This is a genomic window from Kitasatospora sp. NPDC002522 (genome assembly GCF_053595195.1).
The window spans coordinates 13,078-31,738 of record NZ_JBSFXE010000061.1 but is presented as its reverse complement, the minus strand read 5'-3'; the positions used below and the strand labels follow the sequence as shown (position 1 = coordinate 31,738).

At 72.5% G+C, this 18,661-nt stretch carries 1 protein-coding gene; it reads left to right on the top strand.

Annotated features, from left to right (window positions below; translation table 11 throughout):
* Positions 1-108: 108 nt before the first annotated feature.
* A complete protein-coding gene (locus tag ACWD4U_RS32300; RefSeq protein ID WP_449787377.1) occupies positions 109-18,642 on the top strand; it encodes a hypothetical protein in 18,534 nt (6,177 codons plus the stop codon).
* Positions 18,643-18,661: the final 19 nt, after the last annotated feature.

Below are 18,661 nucleotides of genomic sequence, written 5' to 3'. Positions count from 1 at the left end.
GCGCGCAAGATGGGGCGGATCTTCGAGGAGCACCTGACGGACGCGGCTTCGCATGCGGCGTTGCGGGAGGAGGCGCGGCAGATCGGGCGGAACTTTGGTGACGCGTTCGTGAAGCACTGGGGGCATCTGGGGGCGGACCACGCGCATCTGGGCGGGGTGTTGGCGCAGGCGTTGGGCAAGCTCGCCGACGGCGGGCCGCTGTCGCGGATGGCGCGGGAGTTCCCCGACCTGTTCACGGCGTCCGCGGGCAAGGAGGGCGTGGGCGGCTTCGCGAGGCTGTTCGGGCATTTCACGGCGGAGCATCCGCTGCACGGCAACGCGCTGTTCCAGCTGGGCCATGCGCTGGGGGAGATCCTGCAGGAGGGCGGGCAGAACGTCGCGTCGGACCTCGGGTACCAGCTGTTCTGGACGGATGAGCACGCGTTCACGGCGAGTTGGGGTTCGTTCGTGTCGGGGATGGCGATGGGCGCGATGGGTCACGTCCTGCACAAGACCTTCGAGCCGTTGTTCGACCGGTATCAGAACTGGTTGCGGGAGCGGCAGTGGCGTGAGAATCCGGACGGGGCGAAGTACTTCGGGCTGTTGCATCCGCTGAACTTCGTGTCGTTCCTGGCGAACATGACCGGCAACCCTGCCCCGTTCCCGGTGCCGCGTCCGGGTGGGCACGACGGCGACGAGTCGTGGGGGCAGAGCGCGAAGGACCTGGCCAAGTGGTTCTTCTCGAATCCGTTCTCGGGGTTCGACCTGCGCTCGGACACTCCGATCGTCAACCTCTTCACCCACAAGACCGGCACCGGCGACGCGGCCCGGGAGGAGAACCCGGGAAAGGATGGGTTCGATGCGGCGTTGGGCGGTGGGGGTGTCAGGACCGCCGGCGGCGACGGGCCCACGATCGGCGGCGGGTCGACTTCTCGGCCGGTGACGGAGAGCGCCCCGTTCCTGCCGCTTGACGTCGGCACTCCCGGGAGCGGAGAGCGGTCGTTCAGCGCCATGGTCACCGAGGAACTCACGAAGATCGGACAGTCGGTCCCGGTGGAGGGCGGTGCCGCGTCGGACCATTCGGCGGTGGCCGACGGGTTGGGGGTGCGGCCGACGGTCTCGGGTGTGCTGATCGCCGACCCGCGACCCGGGTCGGAGCAGGCGAACGCGCGGGCGGAGAGCGCGCTGAATCACCTGCCGCGTCGTGACGACGCGTTCACGGTGGCGATGCACGTCGGAGAGGCGGGCGCGCCGATCGGTCCGGAGCAGCTCGCGGATGTGCTGGTGAAGGCCTACGACGGTGGGAAGTTGGACGGGAAGTCGTGGATCGACTTCCTGTCGTGCCGGCTCGGTGCGGTGACCGAACGTCATGTGCCGGAGGCGATGCGGGCGTTGTGGGCGCACCAGGCGGCGAACCCGCGCGCGGCGGCGGGGAAGCTCACCGGGCGGGCGCCGGTCGGTGACGTGTGGGTGGTTCCCAAGCTGGCTAACGGCCGGCCGGTGGAGGCCGCTGAGTACGAGGTGATCGTCGCCGACCACGTCGGCATCGACCAGGCCGGCCGACCGGTCGTCGTGCAGGGCCCGGAGTCGTTCTGGCGTACCTTCACCGACAGCGGCAACCCCGACCACACTCCCAAGACCGACGCCGAGTACGGCGGCCTGCTGGCCCCGGACGGCGCCGTAGAAAACCTTGCGCCGACCGGCTACGACATGATCGTGACCATCACTCCGGAGACCACGGCCCTTGCCGGCTCGGTCGCAGGCGCGACCAAGTTCGGCCCCGGGGACGGGCCGGGGGCCCCGCGGATGATCGGGGGAGTGGGACGATTCGGCCGCGACGTCGTCTCGCTGCCCGGCAGCGACGAGGTGGTGGAGAGCCAGGCGCTGCCGCCCGGTGCGGACGGGGCGCCGTCCGGGCGGGCGTACCTGAGCGACGGGGGGTTCCTCGGGACCGAGCTGGAAGGGTTCCGGGGGGACCTGCCGGACTACCGGCACGTGATCGTGGATTCGGCGGGCCGCGGGCAGGTGTCGGAGGAACTCGATGCCTACCCGGCGCCGTGGGGCGGCGGCCCGAAGCCGTACTTCGTGATGGCCGAGTTGAGCGGGCGTCAGGTCGCCGCGGTCGGTGTCCAGGGCGAAGCGGTGCACCTGGGGGTCGAGCAGTTCGCAGCGGTGGTGGCGGCTGACGAGGACCTCCAGGGGTTGCATCCGGACGCGCCGATCGTGCTGGCGGTGCCGTTCGGCGGTGGTTCGGATCTGGAGTTGCCGCGGGCGGTGGCGGTGGCGACCGGGCGGACGGTGTTCGCGGTGACCGGTGACCTGGTCAGGACGGAGGTGGCGGGTGGCGGTTGGTCATTCGGGTTGCGGGCTCCGGGCCCCGATGCCGACGGGACGTTGCATCCGCGCGGGCAGCTCGTTCGGGTGGAGCCGCCGGCCAGGGGCGGGGTGGATCCCGCGCTGGGCGCGCCCGGGCACGTCGTCACCGTGCTCGGCGAGGTGCTCGCCGACCACGAGGTGCTGACGAGGCCGATCGTCAGCTTCGAGACGCACGGGACGATCGGACGCGGCGCGCACAGCGAGGGCGACTGGGCGGTGCGCGATGCCGGATACAGCCGACTCACCACCAACACCGAGTATCAGGACTGGCCGCCCATGGCGGTCACGTTCGTCCATGATGTGCCGTGGGACCCGAAGCACGCGTACTTCTTCGGCGCACAGGCGGATTCGGAGGGCTTCGACCTTCCGACGGCCACCGGCACCGGAAAGGTCAGCGGGGCGGAGCTGGGCGGATACCTGGCACGCAGGCCGAGCATCGGCGCACTGCGGCAGGCGGCGACGGACGGTGACCCGGTCTCGATCGTGCTGGTGGCCTGCCACTCCGCAGACCTGGCGCAGGCCGTGGCCGACAAGGCCGGCCTCACCGTGCACGCGCCGGTCGGTACGGGCGGCCTATGGCGGCAGCACGCCCCCGACCACCCGGACGACACCCACGATCTCGTCGTCGAGCGGGACCGGTCGGGTGCCAGTGGCGAGTTCCTCACCTTCCAGCCGGGTGGCGACACTCCCGTGGATCGAGCCGACAACCCGCGGATGTCGCCGTACGGAGCGATCTTCGACATCGGCGAAACCGCCCTTTCGGACGCCGCCATCGAGAGCGTGCGGGCGGCGGGGCGCGGCCTCGCGGCGGAACTGCTGCGCCGGTTCGACCGGGGCCATGCGCTCCCGGTGGTCAAGGCGGTCGGCCTGGCCGGCGAGACCGTGGCCACCGTCCGGGCGGGCCTCGCCCGTGCCAAGGCCGTGGCGCGGGTGCTCGAGGAGGTGTTGAGCGCGGAGTTCGCGGCGCACCAACTGGCGCTCGACGCCGGAGCACTGGTACGCGCGGAATCCGTGAGGCAGCGCGAGCTGCTCCAGGATGCGTTCGCCGGACTCGACCCGGAGCTGCGTCGGCGGGTCGTGACCGTGGAACTGGAGTACCCGGTACCGCTGTTCAGCGCGGGCGCCGGGCGTGGCGGCCGTGACCTGCACGCGATTCCGGGCGGCGGCAGGCAGCAGGCGGAGAGCCGGGCGCTGACCAGGCGGCCCGGCGCCGCGCCGGACGGTCGCGCCTTCCTGAGTCCGAGCGGATTCGCTGCGTTCGAACCGCGTGACGTGGCAGACCAGTTGGAGGGTTTCCGGGCAGATCTGACGGACTATCAGCACCTGATGGTCGATCCGACGTTGCGGGCGGACGACCCGAACCATGTGGTCCAGAACCTCGGGCGGATCGCCGCGCCGTGGGCAGACGGGCCGAAGCCGTACTTCGTGATGGTCGACCAGCCCGGTCGTACGATCGAGCTGACAACGGACAGCGGTACGACCGTGCACCTGGACGCTCTCGGGTTCGCGGCGATGGTGGCGGCCGACGAAGCGCTGAAGACACGGGACCGTGACGTGCCGATCGTGCTCGCCATGCCATTCGGGGGCGGTTGGGACCTGGAGCTGGTGCGGGCGGTGGCGGCGGCGACGGGCCGGACGGTGTTCGCGCCGACCGGTGACATCGTGCCGGTGGAAGCGCCGGGTGGCGGATGGTCGTTCGGTCTGCAGGCACCTTTCCGCCTGCCGGACGGCGGTCTCGGGCCGCGCGGCCAGTTCCTCAGGGTCGACCCGCCGTCGAGGGGCGGGATCGACCGGTCGCCGAGCGCGCCCGGACACGTGACCACGATCGGCGGGCTCGTCATCGGCGACGAGCAGGTGTTGCTCCGCCCGATCGTGGACTCGGAGAAGCTGACCGTGATCGGCCAGGCCGTGGCGAGTGAGGGCGACTGGTACCACTGGGAGGTGCCACTCGGTGGACTGACGCATGCGCTGGACTACCAGCTCACCCTCGAATCCGACGGGCGCCCGACGCCGCTGGTCCGCGAGGTCCAGTGGGACCCGGACCACGCGTACTTCTTCGTCAGCCACTCCAGCCCGGCCGAGTTCGAGCTGAGGACGGAGCACGGCAGCCTGTCGGTCGACGGTGCCGAACTCGGTGGACTCCTCAGGCGTCGTCCGAGCCTGCAGGCGCTGAGGCTGGCGGCGGACAAGGGCAAGCCGGCGTCGATCGTGCTGCTCGCCTGTGACTCGGCCCCGCTGGCGCAGGCAGTGGCGAACGCCGTCGGTCTGACGGTGCATGCGCCGACCGAGATGGTAGGCATGAGCAGGATCACCGACGCGTACGACCGTTCCCAGCCGGCCTACCTCAAAGTGGTGGGGCGTGCCGATGGTGCCGCGGGCCTCTACCGGACCTTCCGGCCCGGGGGCTCGGCCCCGTCGGAGTACGGGGAGCCCCGGATGGTCCCGCAGACCGTCGCCTTCGGTCGAGACACGGCCGTTCTCGACCCGCGCGCGCATGCCCATGTCGTGCTCCTGGCCCGGGCGTTGTCGGCGGAGATCGCGAGGCGTCACCGCGAGGCGTTGCCGATGCCGGTGATCAGGGTGACCGGGCGGGCCGGCGACCCGGACACGGCAGTCGGCCTCGGCGGGGACCGGGCTCAGGCCGTGGGGCAGGTCCTGTGGTCCGAGCTCCGGGACGAGCTGGAGCGCCGCGGCGCTCCGACAGACCCCGGGGAGTTGATCCGCCTGTTCTCGGCGGGTCACATCGATCCGCCGCCTGCGGGCGACTTCGTAGGGGCGGACGCGGATGGCCGTCAGGAGTCGGCGACGATCGAGGTGGAGTTCCCGCCGACCGTGCGGGAGGTTCCGTCGGGTGTGTGGGTCGGGGATCCGTTGCTGCCGATGGCGTCGGAGCTGCGGCTGCGGGAGGCGTTGGAGCAGTTTCCGGTACGGCCGGAGGCGTTCGTGGTGGCGATGCACGTGGGCGAGCGGGGTGCTCCGCTGACGCCGGATCAGTTGGCGCGGCTGCTGATCGGGGCGTACGACGCCGGGAGTTTGGACGGGAAGACGTCGGTCGACTTCCTGTCCTGCCGCCTCGGTGCCTATGACGGGGATCATGTGCCGCGGGCGATGGCGGCGTTGTGGGCGCACCAGGAGGCACATCCGCGGGCCGGGGTCCCGGTGGGGATCGCGGGCCGGGCGCCGGTCGGCGATGTGTGGCTGGTGCCGAAGGCCGGCGGCGGCCGGGAGGCGATCGTGGCGGAGCGGGTCGGGGTGCGCCCGGACGGCAAGCCGGTCGTCGTGCTCAGCGAGTCCTCGACCTGGAGGGCCTTCACCGACAGCGGTGACGCCACGCACACGGCCACCACGACGCTGCAGGGTTGGCACCTGACCGCCGACGGCGTGATCGACCACGGACTGCCGGAGGGCTTCGACGGCCAGTTGGCGGACGGCGTGCAGGGTGGGGACGCTGACGGCCTGTCGCCGCTGGACGGTGCGGTGAAGTTCGGTGGTGACGCGGGGTTGGGTGTGATCGACGGTGCGCATCCGTTTGTTGCGGGTGGGGTGTCGGTGGGGCGGGTGCAGTCGGTCGAGGAGCGGGTGGGGGAGTTGGCCGTGGCGCTTGCCGCGGTGCATGGGGAGGGGGGTGTGCATTGGCTTGCGGATCCGGATCTGTCGGTTGCGGAGCGGGGGGTGACGGGTGCGGCGATCGGTCGGTTCCCGCGTGATGACCGGTTCTTCACGGTGGCGACGCATGTGGTGCGGGAGAGGGGGCGGCCGACGTGGCGTGGCGTGGACATCGCGCCGGCGGAACTCGCGTCGGCTCTGGTGAGGTTGCTGGATGGCGGGGTGTGGTCGGGCGCGCTGCCGTTGCAGTTCGCGGCATGTGACCTGGGCGCGGGGTTGGCGGGGTCGTACACGGCGCTGGTGTTGCGGGAGGTGCGGGTTCTGCGGCCGGATCTGCCGTTGGTGGCTTATGCGCCGAGGGGGACGGTGTGGTTCGTTCCCAGGGCGACGGGGCCGTTCGCCGTCGAGTCGGCGGGTGTCGGGCACACGGTGGCGGCGCTGGCGGTGGGTTGGGACGGTGACGGGCGGGCCAGGGTGGTTGCGGACCACTGGGTGGAGTTGTCCGTTGCGGTGGGTGAGGACGCGGTCCGGGTGCGGGAGTTGGGTGCGCATCTGCCGGTCGATGGGAGTGTTCCGCCGACGTCGGTGGCTGCGCCGGAGGGTTATCTGCCACTTGAGCAGGCGGGGCCGGATCCGGTGGTGGGTCAGGTGCCGTTGGGTGCGGTGGAGTTCGGTGATGACGCGGTGGTGCCGGTGTTGTATGCCGAGCAGGCGTATCGGGACCATGCTGCCGAGTTCGAGCAGCACATCGGTGCGCTGGCCTTCGAGGACCCGGAGGCCCGCGCCGCCGCGGCCGACGCGGTGAAGTCGCTCTCGCAGCTGCTGCGGGTCGCCGACGTCGAGCTCCCGCCGGACACCACCGCGGCCCTGTTCTTCCGCGACGACCCGACCGAAGCCGGCCAGATCGGCTCCGACCCGGACACGTCTCCGTTCCTGACGCTGCGGAACCTCACACAGCGCGGAAACGTCCGCGAGCTGATGACGGCCCTGCACAACGCCGTCACCAGCGACTCGCCGTACGGGCTGGCGCGCCTGGTCGACGAACTGATCCGCACCGAGGACTGGGAGCGTGCCGGGGACCTCGGGTTCGACGTCGATGAGCTGCGCCGCCGGGCCGCGTTCGGGAAGGGTGAGCTGCACCGGGAGCTGGCGGAGACGCTGGGCACGGTGGCCAAGGACAGCGTCGCGGTGTTCCAGGCGGACCTGCTGCGGGGGGTGGGCATGCTCTCGCCCGAAGACCCGTTCTGGCAGGCCCATGTCGCCGAGTACGTCCAGAGCGTGCTCGCCCGCCGGGCGCGGCCGGCGGCCGGTCCTGACGGCCCGTCGGGGCGGCGTAGGGTCTCGGACTTCGCGGCTGCCGGTGCGGAGCTGAGCGACCGTGAGCAGGCCTACCTGGCGGGTCGGGGCCACGGCGGGTCGGATCCCGAGGTGCCGTGGGTGCCGCGGTCGGAGCGGTTCCTGCTGGATGCGGCGTCGGTGTGGGCCAAGGAGATGGGGGCCCGGGGCATTCCGACCGGGTCCGGCATCTCGGCCGCGGCGGCGCGAACGATGGGTGCGTACCGGCTGCTCGGTGGCACACGGCCGGAGCAGTTCGCGCGGAGCCTGTACGGGTGGCTGCTGCCCACGAAGGAGCACTCGCTGTACGAGATCGTGGCGGGTGCCCGTCTCGGTGGCGGTCCGGAGAGTGTCCGTAGCGGCTACCACGGTGACGCCGCCGAGCTGTACCGCAGCATCCCTGGCCTCGGCCTGCCGGAGCTGCGTGGTCTGCAGTCCGTCCCGGGGCTGCAGGTCCTGCCGCACGAGCAGACCTACCTGGACCTGATCGCTGCCGCCCCGGAGAACGGCGGCTTCCGGGAGAGCGACGCGGATCTCAGGAATCACGTCAAGGAGCGGCAGGACGACTTCGCGAGGGCGGTGAGCTCTCCAGGCAGCGCGACCCAGGCAGTCCGGGCGTGGCTGGACGAGCACGGCGTGACGGCCGCCGAGATCGTCACCCGGTTGAACGCGGCGCACTTCACCGCGCTCGCCGTCTACTCGGGACCGGCCCACCGTCTGCTCAACCCGCTGCTCAAGTACCGCGGCCTCGCGGCCCGGGTGGCGCTCAAGGCCGAGATCGCGGCGGTCGTCGACGACCACTTCCGGCGCGGTACGGCGCTGCCGAACTCCGTCCTCGGTGCCCCCGGCGTGGACGAGATCATGCAGCGGCCCGTCGTGGATCTGGCGACCCCCGAGGCGCTCGCCCGGGCCAAGGAGGTGGTGAAGCTGGTCAACGCGATCCTGCCCTCGATCGAGCAGGAGATGGCCCGGCACAGCCAGCTCCTGCAGGACGCCCTGCGGCTGCTGCCGCCCGCCGTCGGCACGGTCTACCGTGGCAACCGGGCCCTGGGCGCGGACCCGCTCGGCATGCTCGGCAAGGTGCTGTCCGAACACGGCGGGGACAGCCACGTCTTCCCGCAGTTCGCCAGCTTCAGTGCGAACGAAAGTGTCGCCACCACCTTCGCGCTCAGCCACCAGAAGTCGCTGGTCTCCCACCCGGTGCTGTGGGAGGTACGGGCGACCGGCCGACTCGGGGTCAAGATCGCGCCGTTCTCGCGGCTGCCGGACGAGGCCGAGGTGCTCTTCCGCCCCGGCCTGCGGGTCCGGATCACCGATCGGCAGAGGCTGGCGGCGAACGACGGTGCGACCCGCATCTACGCCGAGGAGGAGCACGGACTTCCGTTGCTGTTCGCCGGCGACCGCGCTCTCACCCGCCACGCCGAACTGAAGGTGATGCTCCAACAGCTCGGCGGCACCGGGCCGATCCAGCACCCGCACGACCTGCGGCCGCTCGCCGCCCTCATCGGCCTGCCCCGCGAGCGGGCCACCGCGGCCGAGGCCGGCGACTGGCGGGCGCCCCTGGACGGCCCGAGCCCGGCCGGCACCCGCACCTGGCACCTGGCCTCCGTGACCATCGCCCTGTACGGGCCCAAGGGGCTGACGCTCGATCACCTGACCCTGGTCCGCAGACTCGCCGACGTGGCCCGCGGCCACCTGCGGCTCAGCCCCGACACCGAGATCACCCGATGGCACCTGGACGCGATGATCCGCTCGCTCAGCGGCATCGACCCGGCGATCCAGATCAGCAACTACCACCGCAACACCCTGCTGGCCGCCGCGGACCGGCTCGCCCGCGAGGACGCGCCGTTCACCATGGACGGGCTGCGCGCGGCGCTCAAGTCCGCGGTTCCCGGCACCCGTCCGCGGGTCGCGCCGATCCCGGGCGCGCAGCCGTTCGGCCCCGCGCCCGTCCTGGAGGCGTACGCGCACCCCGACTACGCGACGGAGGCCAGCGCCTTCGAGACCCAGCTCGGCGGGTACCTGCACAACCACCCGCAGGCAATCGAGGCCGCACGGAACTCGGTGGCCCGGCTGTGGGACCTGCTGCAGGCCGCGCACCCCGACAAGAGCGCCGGCGAGATCGCCGAGACCTTCGTGCACGATGACCCCCACTCGGCCGGCCAGATCGGCGGCGAGCAGCCGCTCGACGGTTTCCTCACCCTGCTCGACCGGGGCAACAGCAGGGAGCTGATGACGGCGTTCTTCAACGCCGCGTACTTCAAGGACTCCCCGCTCAGCCTGAAGTCCCTGCTCAACCAGCTCGTCGAGACCAGGGACTGGGCGCGCGCCGCCGAGCTGGGCCTCGACGTCGAGGAACTCAAGGTGCAGGCCGCCTACCTCAACGGCACCGCCCGCACCCGGATCGGCGGGTTCCTCGGCATGCTGATGCCCGGCCGCGAGATGTTCAACAAGGACGTCTTCGCCAGCGGCAACCTGCTCTTCCGGTCGAAGAACTGGATGGAACTCGGCGCGGACTTCGCCGCCAGCATCTCCGCCCGCAAGTCTGTACCGTCCGGCGAAGAGGACACCGGCCAGGCCGCGCTCACCCCGCGGGACCTGCGCACCGCGGGCGCCTCACTCAGCACCCGCGAACTGCGCTTCCTGACCGAGCACCCGGTGGCGCTGCAACTCCTGGGCATGCGCGAGGAGGCCGTCCCGGACGACCGCCTCCCGCGGAGCGAGGACGGCAGTGTCGACCTGGACGCCCTCCGCGGCCGCCGAGGAGTCATCACGGCGTGGGAGGACGGCGACAGCGGGATGGTCCGGCAACTGGTCCGTGACACCGTGGTCAACCCGCGTCCCCGCGACGGCGACCCGGGGGAGGACGAGGCGGGCGCCGAACTTCCGCTCAGCTGGCGCACCGGGCGGATGCTGAACGTCATCAACCCGCAGTCGTCGTGGTACCGCGACATCCACGACCGGCGGGGCATGCCGGTGATCGCGGGCGTCTCGCGTACCGCCGCCCGGATGCTCAACGCCTTCCGGCTGATGCGGGTGACCGGCTCCGAGCCGGACCACCTGGTGCTGTCGCTGCTGTCCTGGATGCTCACGCCCGGCGACCACTCGGTGTACGAGATCCTCAAGGGTGCGGAACTCTCCGGCCTGATACCGGCGCTGCCGGCGGCGGCCTACCAGGACGCCGCCACGATGTACCGCCACCTGCCCGGGATCAGCGAGCAGGAGCTGCGTACCCACGTCGCCCGCGACGGTGTGCTCCCGCACGAGCGGCACCTTCCGTCCGCCGGGCCCGCGCGGGCCGACGGACCGTCAACCGCAGCGCGCCCGGGGCATGACGGCGACCAGGGCGCGCACCGCCCGGAGGACGCGGGGCCCAGCGGTTCGCCGCCGGCCGACACCGCCGCGCCCCGGCCCGCACCGCGACGACGCCCCACCGCCGACGGCCCGCCCCGGCGGCGACCGACCGCCGAGGCTCCGCCCGGACCGCGCCGGCGACCCACCGCGGAGGGAGCCGCCGCGGTCAGCGGTGACGGCCGGCGGCCGGAGACCGCCGCCCAAGCCCCACGGCGGATCCTGTCCGTGACGTTGGGCGAGCGCGGCAGGGTTCGTGAGGAGTTGGCCGCGGTCGCGAAGGCGGACGGCCACGTCGGGGCGGACGCTTCGCAGGACGCGGCGCTGGACGCTCTCGCCACCCGGGTTCCGGCCCTGGCCGGGATGCCCGCCGAGGAACGGCACGCCCGGCTCACCGCGGCCGGGTACGTGCTCCGTACCCTCGGCAAGCCGCTGCGCGCAGACCACCTCCCCGCCGGGCTGGCGCTCGCCGACCTCGCGGCCGCCCGCCGCGGCCGGGTCGGCGACACGCTGGACCGCCTCACCCGGGAGGTCCTGGGCCTGCCCGAGAACGCGGCGGTCGGCCGGGTGGAACGCGAGGTCCTGGTCGGCCCGGCCCGGCTGCTGATCGCGGTCGACCGGCCGGTGACCGTGCAGTACCTGCGCGCGGTCGAGGCGCTGCGGCTGCTCGGGCGCCGTGAACTCGGGAGCACCGGTCCGCTCGGCCGCCCGGCGTTCGACCGGGTGGCGCGGCTGCGCCTCGGTCTGCCCGAGGGCACTCCGTTGACGACGGAGCACCGGCACGACGTGCTCGACGCCGCCGTCGCGGACGTGGGGCGGTCCGGGTCGCTGCCACGGCTCACCGCACCGGTCCGGCCGACCGGCGTGCGGTGGGTGGGGGATCCGCATCCTGATCCGGTGGCGCGGGAGTTGACGGAGCGTGCGTTGCGTCGGTTGCCGGAGTCGGATCGGTATTTCACGGTGGCGATGCACACGGGTGCGGGTGGTCTGCCGGTGGAGCGTGGGGTGGTGTTGCCGGCGGGGGAGTTGGCGGCGCGGTTGCTGGCGGCGCGTCAGGCCGGGGCGTGGGACGGGCGGAAGCCGTTGCGGTTGGTGGCGTGTGAGCTGGCGGCGGACCCGTCGTACGTGCGGGAGTTGATGGGGGAGTTGTGGCGCAACGGGGTGACGGCGGAGGCGGTCGCGGCGGACGGCCCGGTGTGGTTCACGCCGACCGGTGACGGCGGGGCGGAACTGGTGGCCGCGCGGTCGGTCGGGTTCGCGGAGACCGGTGGTGGCGGGGTGAGGCCGGTGTTGGAGGCCGGGCACGACTGGATCCGCTACAGCAGGCCCGACGACCCGGACGCGCCGCCCGTCACCCGCACGTTGGGTCCGGTGCTGCGTTCCGACGGGCCCGCCCGTACCGAGCCCGGAACCCCCGTACGGCCGATCGACGGCGCCGTGGCCTTCCACCGCGGCAGCGAGGACGCTGCGATGGGGTTGGGTGCGATTGATGGTGCGCATCCGTTTGTTGCGGGTGGGGTGTCGGTGGGGCGGGTGTTGTCGGGTGAGGAGCGGGTGGGGGAGTTGGTGGTGGCGCTTGCCGCGGTGCATGGGGAGGGGGGTGTGCATTGGCTTGCGGATCCGGAGTTGTCGGGTGTGGAGCGGGCGGTGACGGGTGCGGCGGTGGGTCGGTTCGTGCGTGATGAGCGGTTCTTCACGGTGGCGACGCATGTGGTGCGGGAGAGTGGGCGGCCGTCGTGGCGTGGGGTGGAGGTGGCGCCGGGGGAGTTGGCGTCGGCTTTGGTGAGGTTGCTGGATGGTGGGGTGTGGGACGGGCGGCCGTTGCAGTTCGTGGCGTGTGATCTGGGTGCGGGGTTGGGGGGTTCGTATGCGGCGCAGGTGTTGGAGGAGGTGCGGGTTCGGCGGTCGGGTGTGGCGTTGGTTGCTTATGCGCCGCGGGGGACGGTGTGGTTCGTTCCGCGGGTGACGGGGCCGTTTGCTGTGGAGTCGTCGGGTGTGGGGCACACGGTGGCGGCTTTGGCGGTGGGTTGGGATGGTGGTGGGCGGGCCCGGGTGGTGGCGGACCATTGGGTGGAGTTGTCCGTTGCGGTGGGTGAGGACGCGGTCCGGGTGCGGGAGTTGGGTGCGCATCTTCCGGTTGATGGGAGTGTTCCGCCGACGTCGGTGTCCGCGCCGGAGGGTTATCTGCCGTTGGGGGAGGGCGGCGGGTCGGATCCGGTGGTAGGTCAGGTGCCGTTGGGTGCGGTGGAGTTCGGTGATGACGCGGTGGTGCCGGTGCTGTATGCCGAGCAGGCGTATCGGGACCATGCGGCGGAGTTCGAGCAGCGGATCGGCGCGTTGGCCTTCGACGACCCGGAAGCCCGCACCGCCGCGGCGGAGACGGTTGCGGCACTCTCACGCCTGTTGCGGGTCGCGGGCGAGGACGTGCCGCCGGACACCATCGCGGCGCTGTTCGTCCGCGACAACCCCACCGAGGCCGGCCAGATCGGCTTCAACCCGTTCGCGTCCACGCTGGACACACTGAATCGGCTCATCGAACGCGGAAACGTCCGCGAGTTGATGACCGCGCTACACAACGCCGTCACCAGCAACGCGCCCTACGGGCTGGCGCGCCTGGTCGAGCGGCTCGTCCGTACCGAGGACTGGGAGCGCGCCGGAGACCTCGGGTTCGACGTCGATGAGCTGCGCCGCCGGGCCGCCTTCGGGAAGGGCGAGCTGCACCGGGAGCTGGCGGAGACGCTCGGCACGGTGGCCAAGGACAGCGTCGCCGTGTTCCAGGCGGACCTGCTGCGCGGGGTGGGCATGCTCTCGCCGGAGGACGTGTTCTGGCAGGCGCATGTCGCGGAGTACGTCCAGAGCGTGCTGGCCCATCGGGCGCGGCCGGCGGCCGGTCCTGACGGTCCGTCGGGGCGGCGTAGGCTCTCGGGTTTCGCCGATGCCGGCGCGGAGCTGAGCGAGCGGGAGCAGGCCTATCTGGCGGGCCGGGGCCACGGCGGGTCGGATCCCGTCGTGCCGTGGGTGTCGAGGTCCGAGCGGTTCTTGTTGGATACGGCGTCGGTGTGGGCCAAGGAGATGGGGGCCCGGGGCATTCCGACCGCATCCGGCATCTCGGCCGCGGCGGCGCGCACGATGGGTGCGTACCGGCTGCTTCGTGGCACACGGCCCGAGCAGTTCGCGCGGAGCCTGTACGGGTGGCTGCTGCCCACGAAGGAGCACTCGCTGTACGAGATCGTGGCGGGTGCCCGTCTCGGTGGCGGCCCGGAGAGTGTCCGTAGCGGCTACCACGGTGACGCCGCCGAGCTGTACCGCAGCATTCCCGGTCTCGGTCTGCCGGAGCTGCGTGGTCTGCGGTCCGTCCCGGGGCTGCAGGTCCTGCCGCACGAGCAGACCTACCTGGACCGGATCGCCGTACGCCCGGAGAACGGCGGCTTCCGGGAGAACAACGACGACGTCCGCGAGCACGTCGACGACCTGCAGGACGACCTCGCTGCGGCCGTACAGAACCCGAGGGACGCCAGTCCGATCCTCCGGAACTGGCTGGACGAGCACGGCGTGACGGCCGCCGAGATCCTCACCCGGTTGAACGCGGCGCACCTCACCGCGCTCGCCGTCTACTCGGGACCGGCCTACCGCCTGCTCAACCCGCTACTCAAGTACCGCGGCCTGGCGGCCCGGGTGGCGCTCAAGGCCGAGGTCGCGGCGGTCGTCGACGACCACTTCCGCCTCGACAAGGATCTGCCGGAGTCGATCCGCACGGCCCGCGGGGTGGCCGAGATCCTGCGGCGGCCCCCGGTGGACGCGGCCGACCCGGAGGCGCTCGCCCGGGCCAAGGAGGTGGTGAAGCTGGTCAACGCGATCCTGCCCTCGATCGAGCAGGAGATGGCCCAGCACAGCCAGCTCCTGCTGGACGCCCTGCGGCTGCTGCCGCCCGCGGTCGGTACGGTCTACCGCGGCAACCGGGCCCGGGGCGCGGACCCACTCGGCGTGTTCCGCCGGGTGCTCTCCCAGCAGGGCGGGGACAGCTACGTGTTCCGGCAGTTCGCCAGCTTCAGCGAACGCGAGGCGGTCGCTAGCGGCTTCGCCGAAGGCCACCGCAAGTCGCTGGTCTCCCACCCGGTGCTGTGGGAGGTGCAGGCCACGGGTCGGCTCGGGGTCAAGATCGCGCCGTTCTCGCGGGTGCCGCACGAAGCCGAGGTGCTCTTCCGCCCCGGCATGCGGGTCCGGATCACCGATCGGCAGAGGCTGGCGGCGAACGCCGACGTGACCCGGATCCATGCCGAGGAGGAGTCCGGCCTGCCGCTGCTGTTCGCCGGCGACCCGAAGACCGCGCTCGAACGTGACGCCCGGCTGAAGGAGCTGCTCCGGCAGCTCGGCGGCACCGGGCCGATCCAGCACCCGCACGACCTGCGGCGGCTCGCCGCGCTCATCGGCCTGCCCCGGGACCGGGCCACCGCGGCGGAGGCCGCCGACTGGCGGGCGCCGCAGGACGGCCCGAGCGCGGCCGGCACCCGCACCTGGTACCTGGGCGGCCTGACCTCCGCCCTGTACGGGCTGGACGGACTGACGCTCGATCACCTGACCCTGGTCGGCAAACTGTCCGACGTGGCCCGCCGCCACCTGCGGCTCAGCCGGGACACCGAGATCACCCTGTCGCACCTGGACACGATGATCCGCTCGCTCAGCGGCATCCACCCGACCGTCGAGATCAGCGCCAGGCACCGCAGGACCCTGCTGGCCGCCGCCGACCGCCTCGCCCGCGAGGACGCGCCGTTCACCACGGACGGGCTGCGCACGGCGCTGGACGCCGCGACTCCCAGGATCCGTCCGCATTCCGCGCCGATCCTGGGCCGGCAGACCGACCACCCGGCTGGCGTGCGGTGGGTGGGGGATCCGCATCCTGATCCGGTGGCGCGGGAGTTGACGGAGCGTGCGTTGCGTCGGTTGCCGGAGTCGGATCGGTATTTCACGGTGGCGATGCACACGGGTGCGGGTGGTCTGCCGGTGGAGCGTGGGGTGGTGTTGCCGGCGGGGGAGTTGGCGGCGCGGTTGCTGGCGGCGCGTCAGGCCGGGGCGTGGGACGGGCGGAAGCCGTTGCGGTTGGTGGCGTGTGAGTTGGCGGCGGACCCGTCGTACGTGCGTGGGTTGATGGGGGAGTTGTGGCGGAACGGGGTGACGGCGGAGGCGGTCGCGGCGGACGGTCCGGTGTGGTTCACGCCGATCGGTGGTGGTGGGGCGGAGCTGGTTGCGGCGCGGTCGGTCGGGTTCGCGGAGACCGGTGGTGGCGGGGTGAGGCCGGTGTTGGAGGCCGGGCACGACTGGATCCGCTACAGCCGCCCGGATGAACCGGGCGGGCCGCCCGTCATGCGCAGGTTGGGTCCGGTGCTGCGTTCCGACGGGCCCGCCCGTACCGAGCCCGGAACTCCGGTACGGCCGATCGACGGCGCCGTAGCACTCCGCCGCGGGAGCTCGCGGGGGGCGTCCACCACCACCCAGGCGCAGCCGAAGTCTCGCAACCTCTCCGATCGCCCACGTGTCGACGCCCAGCCCGGCCGGGGCCGGGGCCGCGCCGCGACGGCCCGGGAGACGCGGCCTGCGGCGCAGCCCGCCGCGCGCCCCGAGCCGCAGGTCAAGCCGACCCGGCTGAGCGTGCGGGCCAGAACGACGATCGAGATGACCGCGCCCGGATGGCTGTTCGCCACCGGCCGGCCGTCGACGGGCCGTCAGTCGGAGGAGGTGCGGGCGTCGATCGACCTGGCCCAGCGGCTGGGGCTGCCGCTGGACGGCGAGCACGTGGAGCCGAGCGTCCGCACCGCGTACGCGCTGTTCGACGCGGCGAAGGTCGGCGGGCGGCTCGACGTCAGCGGAGCGGCCCTGGACCGGATGGCCCGCACCGTGCTCGGGCTCGACCGGCGCGACCAGGTCAGCGCGTACCGGCTGCGGGAACTCGCCTCGTACGCAGAGGCGGTGGAGGCGGCCGGGCTGCCCGTGACCGCGGCCCGGCTGCGTGACGTCCGCGGGCTGGCCGAGGTGGCCGGCGGGGTGCAGCTGCCGCGGCTGCGGGCGCTCGTCGAGGAGATCGCGGGCCGCGACCAGCCGGATGCCACGGTGGCCGACCTGATCGAGGTCGCGGGCGTGATCCGGGACGGGCGGCGGCTGACCCGGCAGGTGCTGTCCGACGCCTTCCACGGCACCGGTGACTACACCGTGGCGCGCGAGGTGCTGGTCGGCGCGCTGCGCAAGGTGCGCGGGGTCGAGAAGCGGTCCGAGGAGTGGATCGTGCAGCAGCTCGGCCGCATCGTGTACGAGCTGCCCGCCCGGCGCCCGCTGACGGCCGCCGAGACCAGCGGCCTGGAGCAACTGGCGGTCACCGTCCGCGACCTCGGGCTGGCGGTGGACCCGGCGTCGCTGGTGAAGATCCGGCAGATCTTCGACGGGGACTGGGACGCCTACTACACGGACGACTTCTCCCTGGCCCGGTTCGACGCCATCGCCCGACGCATCTTCGACCTGCCCGCCGGGGTGGCCGTGACGGCGGAACGGCGCGCCAGGGTGCTCGAGCACGCCGGCCTGGTCGCCGACTACGGCGTGTCACCCACCGTGGTCCACCTCGCGGCACTGCGCGAACTGCTTGACGCGGCGCCCGGGCCGGGAGGGGCGCGGGCCCGGCTGGCGGCGTTCGCCGACGCCGTCTTCGAGCCCCTGAGTGCGGGCCCGGTGAGGTCGGAGCGGATCGGGCGGCTGATCGAGCTGGCCACGGTCGTCCGCCAGGAGGGGCCGTTGACCACGGCGGCCCTGCAGGTCGCCGAGGAGGTGCGCAGCAGGCCCGCGCGGCTCAGCCTGCCCGTGCTGGACTGGGACGCCTCCCTGCAACTGGCCGCCGAGGACGAGGCGCACGGGCTCAGCGAGCAGTTCGTGCGGGACTTCCACCGCGACCAATCGGGCGGGTCGCAGGACCTGGCGATCCACCGGGTCGCGACCGGTCAGGCGGAGTACGTGCGGCTGCCGTTGGAGGTCCTGGCCGATCTGGGCGTGCTCGGCATCTCGCCCATGTACACGGAGCGCGTCCTGGGCATCCCGCTGGTCAACCAGCGGAAGTTCCAGCAGACGGCGGACGAGCAGGGCATCGTCATCGAGGTCCGGCCGACCAACCCCGACTCGGTGCCGCACCTGAAGGCCGGCGCGCTGCCCAAGCCGGTCGACATCAAGGCGAAGACCATCAGCGAGGAGGACATCTGGCTCGGGGCCAAGCCCGAGGACAAGGGCCTGGTCGGTTTCTTCCTGCCCGAGCTCCCGGAGCGCACCGCGGAACTCGATGCCGAGCCGGGCCGCTACGACCGGGTGATGGCCCGTCACCGGCAGCGCACCGTGGAGCACGGCGAACTCTCCGCCAAGATGGCCAAGCTGGAGAAGGAGAAGAGGTTCCGGGTCCGGGACGGCGTGGTCCAGGGCCGGGACGCGGACGGCGCCTGGCGGCCCATCGCTGGCGACCACGACATCCTCGACCTGCACGACGTCGAGGGCCACCGGGTGGACGACGCGACCTACCGGGAGTCGGTGGAGACGATGATCCACCGGGACATGGGCGTGATGCACGGGGCGCACATGTTCTGGCAGCCGGAGACCGAGTTCGACAAGATGATCTTCGAGAAGATCGTGAACAGTCACCGTCCCGGTGGCGAGCCGCTGGTGCGCTTCGTCCCCGGCATGACCCGCCCGATCCTGAGCACCACCGAGCCGGAGTTGCCCTCCTCCGACGGCCGCGCCGACCTCGGCCCGTTCGCCGGCGACCCCCGGCGGCACTCCGAGGCGGCCGGCACCGACCCGAGGGTCGGCCTGATCGACCTGGCGGACGAGGACAGGCTGGACGAGGACGACAGCGTCCGCCCGGGAGGGGGCACCATCCTCGAGCCGTGGCGCGAACTCTCCGACGAGCCGACCGAACTGACGGACGAGGAGGAGCCGGCGCAGCCCGCCCGGGTCTGGCGGCGCCGCTGAGACCCGCGGGCCGCCCGGC